The organism is Luteibacter sp. KNZ12-1A (assembly GCF_056755675.1).
Window position 1 is genome coordinate 14,799 of sequence record NZ_JBPGXU010000011.1, and the last position, 13,580, is coordinate 28,378.

Genomic DNA, 13,580 nt, shown 5'->3' on the forward strand with positions numbered 1-13,580 from the left:
CAACGGGTCCGGCACCCACCCGGCCCGGTCTATCGGCGCCATGGTGGGTCGAACCCGCCTGCGATGTGCCATGCCTACTTCGACGGTGGGGTCTTCGAGGCTTCCGGCTGCTCGGCTAGCGTGAACTGGACACGTAGCGAAGCGGATTCCTTAAGCGAGTCGTATTCCTTAGTGATTCCGTCGAGACGTAAGAAGTACTTGACGAAGGCAAACTTGTCCTTGAGCCCATTGGTCTTGCTCGCCCAGACGTCTGACCTAAGATAGTCGTTGTTTGTGAGATTGTAGATGTTGTCCTTTTGAACGGGCCATTTCGAGTCAGTCTTGATCAATGTTGCGCCGCCATCCTCCATGGTCCATTCGAACCAGTAGTATTCGCGTGACGCTGCCATAGACACGCTGTCCGGAATGGTCATGAGGACTCCACCGTCCTTTACGACGACTTGTGGTGCAGGAAGGGTGCTTGTTGTTCCGGCTTCCGGTTGCGCTGAGGCAGGGGCCGGAGTTGGAACAAGGACCGGAGTTGGCGTTGGAGCCGGCGTTGGAGCCGGTGTTGGAGCTGGAGCTGGAGCTGGAGCCGGTGTTGGAGCAGGAGCAGGGGCAGGGGCAGGGGTCGGAGCAGGAGCTGGAGCGGGAGGAGGAACCGTCACGTCCACCTTGACGATGACGGATTCCCTGACCACGGGTTTTTGCCAGCCGATCAAGTGCAGCGTGGCGCTCCCCTGGTATCGGCCCGGGGCAAGTTGCTTGTTCTGCCTTGCAAGACACCGTGCGCCCAGCCTAACCGACCCATCGGCAATGGAATCCCTTGCCCTCCTGTAGCTTCCGATGCGACGGACACGGCCCCCGCCCCCATCGCTCGGAAATGGCCAGCGTCCCGCGTCCAGACAGACGCGGACCGCTTTTCCGGACGTGTCGACTGTCTGAATGTAAAGCTCCCAGGCGCCCATCTCGAACACCAGTCCAACCGGCCCAACATCTGCGGAGGTCGCGACGAAGCCAAAATCGGACTCCAGCGCCGCACCGATGGTGTAATAGCGGGTCGCGAATTCCTCCGACATAGAGGTAACGATCAATTCGGTGCACCGCGGAATATCCAACATGAGTTCCGGGAAGGCCGTCGCCCGGCTCTCCACCCCGCTTCCATCGAGCGAAACCTTCAATGCGATCCTCAGCTGTGCGTAGTCCCCCAGTTCGTCGAGGTACGTGAGCGGGATGGTGACGTTCAGTCCCTTCTCGAACTCCTCGCCGGTGATCCCTTCTGGCGGCTGACGCAGCGCGAGGTCATGGACGGTTCCATCGGCCTTCGTTCCCAGGCAACGCAGCCAGACGGCCTGGTCCTTCTGAATGAAGGCCCACGGCGCCACCGTGACCGTCGCTCCGTTGGCCGCGTCGCGTCGATCGAGCGCGCCGTTGGCACGGACCTCCGGGACGACAGGCGTGGGGAAGGACGGGGTGTCGGCCTGATCGGTGGCGGGGAGGGCGACTTCCGTGGTTGCCGATGCCGTCGATGTTCCCGCCGCATCGACGGTATAACCGACGGTCAGCCGACGGCCTGCATTGGTCTCCAGGATCGCAGCAGGGATGGGAACGACCAGTCCCTTGCCATTCCATTTCTGTGGTGACGCCGTTTCCGTGACCCCCTCTTGATTCGTATACGTGATCGCGATCTCCGCGCGCGCCGGCAGCGAGGGATGGGCTGCGATGGCGACGGATGCGCCGGCGCCGTCCGCGATGATGCGTGGAGCGGAAAAGTCCAGCGTGGTGGAGGCGGGCGTGGTGGTGGAGCCACCCGGGCCGGGTGCCGAAAGGACGGGGCCGCCCTCCTGTGACGACGCTACGCGGAGGGTTCGCACATGCTCCGCCAGCGCCTCCCCGCCATCGGCGGCGGTGTAGTCGATGGTGACGACAATGTCCTCCAACAGCCAGTTGTCCCCGCTCTTCAGCGTGTCCAGGGTCGTGCCGTCACCGGGGAAGGACAGCGTCCATCGGGAGATCGCGCCCGTTCCTTCGAACGGCAGGTAGCGATCGTCACCGAACACGAGGCCGAAGAGGGCACTGTACCCTTCGACGTTCATGAGCGGCTTCGTGGTGGACAAGGCGACCTTCTGTTCCTGCCGGACATCGAAGAGGACGGAAGGGTGGGCGGGATTGCTGTTGTCGTAGATATACGCCGCACCTTCGGCGGATGGCTCGATCAGAAGCGTGTTGCTCGTCTGCTTCAGGGTGGCGGCGATGCTTCGCATTTCACTGATTGACGACAGCTTGAAGGAAACCGAGACATTGACGATCTGGCGAAGGTAATGACCCGGAAAGTCCGCGTCGTACAGTGAAGAAGGAAGTTCGAACATGACGGCTTGCTTCTTCCCGATTTCCGCGCACAGGTCCTCCGCGTTCATCTTGTTGATCTCGGCGAGCGATACGGTCTTGCGGATATGCATGTGGCGTTCGCGACGGCGCAGATAGGCGGCCTCCATCTCCAGGAGGTCGCGTTGCAGGGCATCGCCGGCCAGCATGCCCCGCCAGTTGTCCATCCAGGCGCCCGGCTTGATGAACTGGCTGCGGAAGTCACCGGTCTCGTAGCGCCAGCCATCCTGAGCCGCAAGGCAGAGCGACATGACCGCATCGTAGGCGGCCGCATAGATGCCCGACAGCTGCGCGATCATCCAGACATAGGTCGGTCCGATGGCGAAGCCGGTCGTCATGAAGACGTACTCTTCGCGCATGAGCTCCTGATGTGCCTTGACTTCGTCCACCGCGATCGAGGCGGCGCGGATCAGGATCTCCTGCTCGTCCAGCTCGCGATCGATCACCTCGATATCGCCGCTTGCCTGTTCGATGTTGAGCAGCCACTCCTTCGCCCGGTACTCGATGTCGCTGTTGTAGCGCAACTCCTCCTTGCCCAAGGTCAAGATATCCGCGCCGAGGACCATCTGCCTGGCCACGGCGGTCGCCATGGAGCCCGGCTCCTGGCCGCCCACGGCGAGGCCGAATATGTTCGGGACCATTTTCAGGCCCGATCCCGTCATGTCGAACGGTATGGACAACAGTTTCGTGCCCGGCGCGGCGCCTGCCAGAGCGGCCGCGGCGATTTCCTGGGGCAGGAGGCCCTGGTCCCATAGGTTCTGGTAGTACTGCCGGCGCTGTTCCGCCACCTTCCTGCTGGCCAACAATTTCTCGCGGCCGGCGCGTGCGCCGGCCAGTGCTTCGGTCTGCAGCCTCAAGGTGAAGTCGGAGAGCTTTATCAGATTGGCTTGCTGAAGGACGCCAAGGCCTGCGTTGTACTCTTCCTCGTAGTTGTGGAACACCTGCCGGCCCATGTCGATCAGTTTTGCGACGGCCTCCTTCGCGGCCGGCAGCACATATTTGAATCGGTACGCGGGAACATCGATGCGCGGCGCGCGTTTACCGCCCGAAAGCATCCCCGCCCGCCAGTTGCCCAGCGCGGCGAAGTCGTCGGCGTCATCGTAGAGGCCGAGGTTCATGAGCTTGCCGTCGATGGTCAGCCCGTGCCGTATGTTGAACAGCCGGTTCCTCAGCAGCTCGCGCATGTCGGTCAACGCCACATTCACCGGCGGGAGAAAATCGCCGTCTGTCGTATTCGCCAGCACGGGGAGCGCGGGGGATGGCACGGTCAGTTGTTCGGGCAGGGGGCCGATCAGTCGGAGCGCCTTGCGATAGCAGTTGGCGGCCTCGTTGACATCGTCGCGGGTCAGCTGGCGGTAGAAGTCGTCGCCTTGCTGTCGCCAGGATTCCACCAACAACATGAAGATGGCCTTGCGATACCGTTCGGGATCCGCGTAAGCGAGATCGTCCACATCCTCCGTCAGGGTATCCGCATCTTCGGCGAGGGCCGGCGGTACGTCGGCCAGCGGCCGGCTACGCCAGAACGGAGGACGAAACACTTCGAGATCGCCCAGGCTGTCATAGGGATCGAAGAGGTGTCGCGCGCACCATTGGAACGCTTCACGGAACTGGCGTGTTCCACGCAGCTGCCAGGCCACGAGCATCGGTACGTGGAAGAACATCTCCCAGTAATACAGCCCGTTGGCGCTGCGGAAGTCGAGCCTGTCGGCCCTGTCTCCCGGCTCCATGCGTGGTTCGACGAGGTTCTGCGTATCCCAGTCGATCAGGCGATGCGAAGAGGCGGTGGCAAGGGCCGCGAAACGCATGCCCAGGAGCGTATTGAGACGAATGGCGTTGACGGGAAGTTTTCGCCTGTCTGCGCGTGCCTTCTCGTTGGCCTCGGTCGCGTCGAGGTAATGCAGCTGGTGCATGTTCTGCACGAGGCGCGTGCTCGGGATGGCATCGTCCGGGCCCATCAGGTCCTTGAGCTTGTACGCACGGGTGATCTTGCCGAGGATCTCGGTATCGTCCTCGGCGTACACATCCAGTTCGAAGGCATAGTCCAGGACATCGCGATTGATGGGATAACGGGTGCTGAGAACGCGCGACATGTCGTCGCCGTTCAAGCTGACGACGGCTTGCGCCAGGATATTGTCTTCGAGCATGGTCGAGACCATGAACCGGGCGTAGGTGTCGGGGTGCTCATGCTTGAGCTGGATGACCTTACGGAGGTCGACTCCGTTGGGGATCGAGATGCCGGTTCGGTCGAAGACTTTAGCCTCGTAATCCATGCGTCGCCTCTCGACAGCGCTCTTCGAGTTATCCACCTTGGTGTAACTGACTTTGGGTTCAAAGAAAAAGTTGAAGTAAGTTATGAGTTTCGACTTCTCATAGAGTATGTCGTCTCCTGGGCAGGGGTCGATGGCCAGGCGCTCGCGGAACGTGGCGAAATCCGCTGGCTTATTCGTTGCAAAATGGGGGAGCTCGTCCAAGCCGATTCGATTGAGGACACTGTTGTCTTCGGCCGACAGGGTTATTTTCCGCCTGTCCTTCTTGTCCATTCCACCACGCAACACCAGGCGAACGCTTCCGATGGTATTTGTGCGAACAGGCGGCGCGACGGATGGACGACCCGGTAGGAAGACGAGCGTACGCCGACTGCGACTCGGATGTTCAAGCACTTCTAGAGCGAATACCTGCGAGTCGGACATGGCGGGAGGGATTCGATCTATTGTTTCCCCCACCTCTAAAGCCCAGGTACTTGATGAGATATAGTTCCAGACACTTGTTGAGCTAAAATCGTCAATGAGTTTTATTTTGGAGCACTGCGCTCTGAGTGTCTCGTCCACCCACTCCACGGAGGAAGTTACACTCGGCCCGTTCGGTGTCTGAATGCGCGTAAGAATTATCTTGTACTGCGGCGTCCCGGCTTCGCTGTATGCCACACCCGTGAAGACCTGCTCTCCGTCGGGTTTCGGAGGTTTGGATAGCCGCCGAGTGAGGTGTATGGTCTTGCCAGGCGTCGCCGGCCCGATGGTTTGTGTCAGCTCGTCCGACCGGAAAACGATCAGCTGCAGCGTTGCTTCCTCCAGCCTGAGCTTCATCCAGGCATACTCCGTTACGAAGTGAGGCACAAATCCATCCTGCCCACCCTCCTGAACGATGCCGAGAAGCTCGTTGGAGGCCTGGCCGTTAGCGGTTTTCCAGTTGTACTCGACTGAAATCGAAACAATATCGCTACGGGTTCGAAGATTCGCAGTTGCTGTAATGTCGACAATCTTTCTCCCATCGATGGAGAACTCGCCTTCGTATTTAATTGTGCTGTCTGTGGATGTCTGCAATCCTTCGCGCTCGCCTTCCGCATAACGCCATATGCCATCGAATCCAGCGCTAAGCTCGATGAAGTCGCTGTCCTCAGGAAGCGACGCCGCGAGCATGCCGACGCCGAGTTTGTCCGTTGTCAGGTTCAGTTTGGTCGCCTGCCGCCTGGCCGCGGCTTCGTCGCTGATCGCGTAGTGAGCCGTCGCGGCATTCTGCTCGGCGATGGTCACCGCCTTGCCTACGTACTGGTGCTGAACGACGCGGGGGTCGGAGAAGAGCGTCTTCCATTCCTTGATGACGGCCTTCTCGACCGCTCCGTCAGCGCCATCGTCCAGCTCCTTCTCTTCGAGCAGGAGAAGATCCCGCGATGCGATGAAGTAATCGTCGTTTCGCGCCGGGGTCCGGTCTGTATCCGGCTTCCAATCCCACCATGTGTTGGCCTTGTAAAGCACCACGGTAAGCCAGGGATCCTTGCGGCGATGTCCCTTGGCGTTGACCATGACCACAAGGCCTGGTGCGAACGCCCTGGTTTTCAGGTACGCGTTGCCTCTGGCACACATGCCGGTCGTATTGACGGACGGGATCTCGTCCGGCTCGGTGTCGTTGCCGCCGAATTTTCCCTTCCCGTCGAATCCATTCAGCGTGATGAGTACGTTGGGTGGGCTCCAGAGGCCGTCGAGTTGCTGGAAGCAGTAGCAGACGCGGAATATGAAGAAGGGGCTGGTCTTGTTGTCCTTGCCCATGTTCAACGCCGTCGTGTCGCGCTCTGCCCACACGACATAGCGCCGCTGATCGATTACGACCGGCCGGATGGCGTCGATGCCGTCGCGGAGGTCTTCCTTCATGGCGTCCAGGGTCGAGGCGGGAAGACCGGCAGGCTGGTACGAACTGGCCGGGTCTGGCAACGGCGTGACGGCGATCACGCCTGTCAGGGGAATGGGCACGGGTTCCCATGCGGTGAAACCCAGCGTGCTCGGTGCTCCGTCCGCATCGCGCAGCGACATGTCCAGGGTGCGCCAATAGTATTGCGCGGGGGAGACATTCGATTTGCCGAGGAAGTGGTACGTATCCTTGAGCGGGTCGATACCGTCGTGGTACGCCGTCAACGGCTGGATATTGCTCGTGGTCTCCACGGCGGTCATGTACCCCAGGATCGCCGCCTCGATATCGTCGGCGCTGAACTTGCCCTGGGCCAACAGGTTTTCCAGGTCTAGGTATGCCTGGGTTTTCCGGCGGCGCTGCGTCGGATCGATGCGGTTCTCCGGGTAGTTCTTCAGTTGCCGCAGCAATCGCCAGTGGCCGTACTGGCTCAGCGAAGCGCTCCATGTGTCGCGCAGTGTTTGCGTCATCGTCTCGTTGGCGCCATGGCCAGGTTCGAGCCCCGTGAACAGGCGGTGCAGATAGGTCTGCAGGCTCGCCATGGTCGACGCGGCCCGGGATGTGACCGGCTCGCGGCCGACCATCACGTCCAGAAGCAGGTGGTCCGAAAGCGCCTCGGTGTCGGTGACATGCGGAAGGCCGGGCTGGGTCGGGACCCAGTGTTCGAGCATCCACGCCGCCAGCGCGTCACGCCATAGTTCGCCATGCGTCCCTTCGACGGTCAGTGCGTCCTGTTCGGAGCATGCGGCAAGGAGCGCCGCCGCGGCCTTCTCGAAATCGTTGTAATCCGTCGCAACCTTCAGCCCGTTGACATCGAGCAACGCATCGATGGACAGCCCGCTCGATCGCGCCAGATCGTTGAGGCGCATCGTGAAGTCGATGTCGCGGATATCCTCGACCGTATCGGCGATGTTCTTGCTCTCGATGTGACGGGTGACGGCTTCGATGTCAGTCCGCGGCCAACCCGTCAACTGCGACAAGAGGGTCGAGCTTTGCGCCGATGTAAGGCGACGGTTCTCGTGTACTTGCCGAAGGTAGTCGATGGCATGGTCTTCGTCGCTGCCCGTTGGCAACTCGGCCAGCCAGTCGGCGTAGCGGCTCACCTGGTACACCGTGGTGAAGTCGAGCAGGCGCAAGGTGCTACCGGCGCTGCCGGCGAGATTGAACCACGCCGGATGCTCGACCATGGCGGTGACCGCAGCCGCGCTGAGGCCGAAAAGTGTCGCGACAGCGGCGTAGCGATCGAGATCGCTCCATAGCCGAAGGTCGTCGGGCGCCAGACAGGCTTTGACATCCTTCGTGCCATCCGCAGCCCTGGTGACCTGGGTGGACCGGCCCAGTGCGCGAAACGCCGTGGCGACACTTGCCGGCGATCGATTCGTCCATTTGAGCAGGGGTAGCGAGAGTGCCTGGTCTTTCAGCTGGAGACCCTGCTGGATAGCCACGGCGACGATCTCGGTGTCGGTGGACTTGTCCTTTTCGGTCGATTCCAGCGCGGCGATGGCGCGGTTGGTGGCGGCGATCCAGGATTTCGCTGGCTGGGTCGGCGTGGGAATGAGCAAAGGAAGGCACAGGGTGGCGATCCCGCGTTTGTGCTGCTTCGCCCATTCGGCGACATTCATGACCAGGGCGATCACGTCGAGTACGTCCGTGCCGGTTTGCGACGCATTGGCCAGGCTCGGCGTTCCAGCCAGCTGGCGCAGGACATCGGGGTTTTCACGATTGAGCGTGGTCAGGAGAATCGGCGCTTCGGCGGATTTCAGGCCGAGCAGGCGTGGAAGCGCGATCAGGCGATAACAGGCGGACACCACCGCGAGGCTGCGAGCAGGCGCGGTAAGCGTCTGCGCTTCGACGACGCGGTCCAGCGCCCAGCGGACGGTCGCTTCATCGGCCTTGAACGCCTGGCTCAGTTGACGCACGGCGATGGCGTCGTTGCCGCTGCCCGCGGCGGGATCGAACGTCGTGCCATCGATGGTGAATGCCGATTCGGAGTCGCCGCGCGGTTCGATGCCCGATGGGTTGAAGAGGCTGTCGTAGAAAGGCCTTTCGCGTCCCGCGGCCGATGAGGGCATGTCGCCGATGAACGACGCGAACTGCGCGGCCGTCACGGCATACTTCTCGCGCAGGTGCTGGAACAGGCCCAGGGCGCGGACGGTGGCGTCGGTGACGTGGAGGTTCCGCTGCTGTCCTTCGGCGAGCATCGCGCTCGTCAAGAGCATGTCGATGTCCGGGAACGAAAGCTTCGTGGCGTGGTGGAGCCGAAGAACGCGCAACATCCGGTCGACGTGACCGTCCGTCAGGCCTTCGATGCGAAGTGGCTTGGATTCGTCGTCGCCTTCGTAGCGAAGATAGAGCGGCTCACCACCGTCGTTGATGAAGCGCGCGCCAAAGCCGGCACTCGATATCGCCGGCTCGGTCGTCGATACGTAGGCACTGCGAAGCACGGCGGGTTGACGATCGACCTCACCGTCGGCGGTCGCCTTGCCCGGCTGGTAGACCGCGAGCAGCTGGCGCAGTTGCTTGCGGCTGAGGCCCAGGCGCCGGCGAAAGCCGTCCGCGATCGCCATGCGTGTTATCGCGGGTGTGGTATCGGCATCGGTCGTGGCAGAGGGGGTGCGGGAGGTGGATGCCGACAGGAGTGCCGTGCTTTCGATCGCCTTGGATGAGTCGGCGGTGAGCAGGGCACGCAACTCGGGCGCGAATCCGCTGCTCAGCGTCATCGCAGCGCGTAGAGCCGCGGACGTCGCATGACCGAAGGTGAAGTTCGGATAATCCTTATCGGACTTGCGAACGATATCCCAGATGAAGAGCTTGCGATGGCGCAGCACCGCCTTGACCTGCTCCCACGCGAAGTGAAAGGGCAGGGAAGTCGGGAACTTCGCCGCCGCGATCGATTCGCGAAGGGGTGTTGTCGGCGCGGAGTCGCCACCCCGGACGGCGTCTTCGAGGCCGTCGATGGCGAAGCGAAGGGCGGGGAATGTCTGCTTCAACGACCGCTCGTCCATCGGCATGTCGCCGATATCGGGACGGCGGCGACTGAGTGGTTGTGCCTGGGAGGCATCGGCACCCGCCTCGATCTTTGTCGCCAGCTCGAAAAGCTCGTGCACGTAGGCCAGCGGATTCGTGTTGTCGTTGAGCGCGCCGGGCTGCACCGCCCTGGGCCAGGTGAACAGGGTCAGGTAGTTCGCGGCGTTGCCAGTATCGACGCGGCGCCCCGGAGCCGGCGTCGGCTCGGCGCTCGCGGGAGTGTTCGCTGAAGTGGGCGTCAGCGCGCCGGGAACAGTCTGGTCTGACATGTCGTCACGTCCTTGTTTGTGCCGGAGGACCATCGCATTCCATGCTGTCGTTCAGGCTACGCCCTTGGAGGCGCAGGGGCATCCGGCCTTTCGTTGTAGGCGCGGCTGCATCCTCCAGCCTCAAGGTAGAATAGGCGGATGACCCAGCTCCCCTTCGAACTCCTCGCCACCGATGGCGCGGCGCGGCGCGGCCGTCTCCGCTTCGGCCGTGGCACCGTCGAAACGCCCGCCTTCATGCCCGTGGGTACCTATGGCTCCGTGAAGGCCATGACCCCGCGCGATGTCATCGACATCGGCGCGGAGATCATCCTCGGCAACACCTTCCACCTGTTCCTCCGGCCGGGCCTGGACATCGTCGGCGAGTTCGGCGGCTTGCACAGGTTCATCGGCTGGGACAAGCCGATCCTTACCGATTCGGGCGGGTTTCAGGTCTTTTCGCTTGCACATAAGCGCAAGATCACCGAAGAAGGCGTCACGTTCGCCTCCCCCGTGGATGGCTCGAAGGTGTTTCTCTCGCCCGAGGAATCGATGCGTATCCAGAAGGTGCTGGATTCCGACATCGCCATGATCTTCGACGAGTGCACCCCCTATCCGGCCACGGAAAAGGTCGCTTCCGATTCCATGGAGCTGAGCCTGCGCTGGGCCGAGCGGTCACGACAGGCCTTCGGCGACCTCAAGAACCCCAACGCGCTGTTCGGCATCGTCCAGGGCAGCACGTTTGAGAATCTTCGCCAGCGTTCCGCCGAACGACTGATCGAGATCGGCTTCGACGGTTACGCCGTTGGCGGTCTCGCCGTGGGTGAGCCGGAGGCCGAGCGCAACCATACGCTGGACTTCACCCTGCCCATGCTGCCGAAGGATCGCCCGCGTTACCTGATGGGGGTGGGCCGGCCGGAAGATATCGTGGAAGCGGTGCGCCGTGGCGTGGACATGTTCGACTGCGTCATGCCGACGCGCAACGCCCGCAACGGCTTCTTGTTCACCGCCGGGGGTACGCTGCGTATCCGCAACGCCAAGTTCGCCATGGATGCCCGGGTGATCGAGGAGGGCTGCGACTGCTATGCCTGCGCCAACGGCTTCTCCCGGGCCTACCTGCGTCATCTGGACCGCTGCAACGAGATCCTCGGCAGCCAGCTGGCCACGATGCACAACCTGCGCCACTACCAGCGGCTGATGGCCGGGCTGCGTGGGGCGATCGAGGCGGGCGGGCTGGAGGATTTCGTCGCCGGGTTCTATGCGGCCAGGCGCAAAGCCGAGGTCGACGGCTGACTTGCCCCTTGCGGGCGCCCTGGCGCGCCCCCAAAGCCTTGGCGGGGCGTAGGCGTCCCGCGCCCCGAACCTTGGCGCGGCGCGGTACATAACCGCCGGGGTGCGTGGCATAATCCACGATCTTTTTCCGTGAACGGCCGCTTTTCCTTGGCTGTTCCATGACTTGCGAGAAATCCGATGAGCCTTCCGACGTTCGCCGCCATTGCACAGGCCACCGCTCCCGCCGCCGGAGCCGCCCCTCAGGGCGCCCTGGGCTTTTCGCCGCTGATCATGATGGCGGTGCTGTTCGGCATCTTCTATTTCATGATGATCCGCCCGCAGATGAAGCGGCAGAAGGAGCATCGCGCGCTGCTGGCCGCCCTCGCCAAGGGCGACGAGGTGGTCATGGGTGGCGGTCTGGCCGGCCGCATCGAAGAGGTGGGCGAGTCGTTCGTCCGCGTCGAGATCGCCCCGGGCACCGTCGTCCAGGTGCAGAAGGGCTCGATCACCCAGGTGCTGCCGAAGGGCAGCCTGAAGAAGTCGTAAGGCTTCCAACCGCCATAGCGTCAGCCGCGGCCGGCACGGCCGCTTTCATGGAATGTAAGGCATGAGTGATTTTCCACGCTGGAAGTACGCGCTGGTCGTGATCGTGTTGCTGTTCGGCATCGTGTACGCGTTGCCGAACGTCTTCCCGCCGCAGCCCGCCGTGCAGATCTCGGGCAATCGTGGCTCCGCGGTCGACGCTTCGCTGAAGACAAAGGTCGAGGGCGTGCTTGCCGCGGCCAAGGTGCCGCCGTCGTCGATCGAGATCGATGCGAAGGCCACGCGCCTGCTGGCCCGCTTCGGCAATGTCGATGCACAGGCCAAGGCGTCCGATGCGCTGCGCGCGGGGCTCGGCGACAACTACACGGTGGCGCTGAACCTCGCCTCGACGGTCCCTTCGTGGCTGCGCGCCATCAATGCGAACTCGATGCCACTGGGCCTCGACCTGCAGGGCGGCGTGCACTTCCTCATGGAAGTGGATCAGAACGCCGTGATCGATGCGCAGGAAACCCGCTACGCCGACGATATCCGTTCGTTGCTGCGCGACAAGAACGTCTCCTACGACGCCGTGAACCGCAACGCACGCGGGCAGGGCGTCAGCGTGGTGCTGCGCTCGGATGCCGATCGCCAGCAGGCGGCGTCCCTCATCGCCACGGATTACCCCGATCTCACCGTCGCCGACGGCCCGGCCACGGGTAACCGCTACATCCTCAATGCCACGGTGAAGCCAGCCAAGCTGCGTGAACTGGCGCAGAGCACGATCACCCAGAACGTCACCACGTTGCGCCAACGCGTGAACGCGCTGGGCGTGTCCGAGCCGCTCATCCAGCAGCAGGGTGCGAACCAGATCATCGTCGAACTCGCCGGCGTGCAGGACACCGCCGAGGCCAAGAAGCTGATCGGTGCCACGGCGACCCTCGAATACCGTGCGGGCCTGTATACGCCGCAGCAGGCCGTGGATGCCGCGCGCTCGGGCAGCGTCCCGCCCGACGCCAAGCTCTACTACGGCCGCGACGGACGCCCCTACCTGCTCAGCAAGAAGGTCATCGCCAAGGGTGACGAACTCACCAGCGCCGTGTCCGGCCGCGACCAGCAGAACGGCACGCCGAACGTCAGCGTCACGCTGAACAGCGCCGGTGCCCGCAAGATGCAGGAGTTCACCAACGACAACGTCGGCAAGCCGATGGCGGTGCTCTACATCACGCGCACGGTCGAGACCAAGATGGTCGACGGCAAGGAAGTGAAGACGCCGAAGATCACCGAGGAAGTGATCAACTACGCCAACATCAGCTCGCCGTTCGGCAAGCAGTTCTCGACCAACGGCCTGCCCAGCGATACCGAGGCATCGGAACTCGCGTTGTTGCTCCGCGGCGGCTCGCTCGCCGCGCCGGTCGACATCGTCGGCGAGAGCGTGATCGGTCCCAGCCTCGGCGCCGATAACATCGACAAGGGCTTCAAGGCGGTGATGCTCGGTCTCGGCCTCGTCCTGGTCGCGGCGGCCATCTACTACAAGTTGTTCGGCCTGGTCGCCGACATCGCGCTGTTCTTCAACCTCGTGCTGCTGGTCGCCGTGATGTCGATGATCGGCGTCACGCTGACGATGCCGGGCATCGCGGGTATCGTGCTCACCCTCGGCATGGCGATCGACGCCAACGTGCTGATCTGCGAACGCATCCGCGAGGAACTGCGCAACGGCTCGTCGCCGCTGGCCGCCATCCGCACCGGTTACGACAAGGCGTGGGCGACCATCCTGGACGCCAACGTCACCCATCTGCTCGCGGCGCTCGGCCTCATGACCATGGGCTCGGGCCCGATCAAGGGCTTCGGCGTCACGCTGTTCATCGGTATCCTGACCTCGATGTTCACATCGGTGACGGTGACCCATGCCATCACGGCGCTGATCCACGGCGGCCGCAAGCTCAAGACCCTGTCGGTCTGACGGGAGGGACG

Annotated in this window: 4 protein-coding genes; 3 read left to right on the plus strand and 1 reads right to left on the minus strand. The window is 62.9% G+C overall.

Going from position 1 to position 13,580, the window contains the following annotated elements; all coding sequences use genetic code 11:
* Positions 1-74: 74 nt before the first annotated feature.
* Entirely contained in the window at positions 75-9,839 is a 9,765-nt protein-coding gene (locus tag ACR9ZJ_RS04460; protein ID WP_481287000.1) for a Tc toxin subunit A-related protein, read from the minus strand.
* 138 nt (positions 9,840-9,977) lie between these two features.
* On the opposite strand from ACR9ZJ_RS04460, the gene tgt reads away from it, so the two are divergent.
* The 3 genes from tgt to secD all read left to right on the plus strand — a co-directional run bounded on the left by tgt (position 9,978) and on the right by secD (position 13,569).
* Entirely contained in the window at positions 9,978-11,108 is a 1,131-nt protein-coding gene (gene tgt / locus ACR9ZJ_RS04465; protein WP_481287001.1) for a tRNA guanosine(34) transglycosylase Tgt, read from the plus strand.
* A gap of 177 nt (positions 11,109-11,285) precedes the next feature.
* Positions 11,286-11,633 (plus strand): preprotein translocase subunit YajC, encoded by a 348-nt coding sequence (yajC, locus tag ACR9ZJ_RS04470; RefSeq protein ID WP_306852036.1) that lies wholly within the window; start codon positions 11,286-11,288, stop codon positions 11,631-11,633.
* Positions 11,634-11,694: 61 nt separating this feature from the next.
* The gene (gene secD / locus ACR9ZJ_RS04475) at positions 11,695-13,569 is read left to right on the plus strand and encodes a protein translocase subunit SecD (RefSeq protein WP_481287002.1); all 1,875 of its coding nucleotides are present in this window, start codon (positions 11,695-11,697) and stop codon (positions 13,567-13,569) included.
* The last annotated feature ends 11 nt before the right edge of the window (positions 13,570-13,580 follow it).

Excerpts from the sequence above, each read along its gene's own strand:
- secD (WP_481287002.1), top strand. The coding sequence starts at position 11,695 with ATGAGTGATTTTCCACGCTGGAAGTACGCGCTGGTCGTGATCGTGTTG.
- tgt (WP_481287001.1), top strand. The coding sequence starts at position 9,978 with ATGACCCAGCTCCCCTTCGAACTCCTCGCCACCGATGGCGCGGCGCGG.
- yajC (WP_306852036.1), top strand. The coding sequence starts at position 11,286 with ATGAGCCTTCCGACGTTCGCCGCCATTGCACAGGCCACCGCTCCCGCC.
- ACR9ZJ_RS04460 (WP_481287000.1), bottom strand. The coding sequence starts at position 9,839 with ATGTCAGACCAGACTGTTCCCGGCGCGCTGACGCCCACTTCAGCGAAC.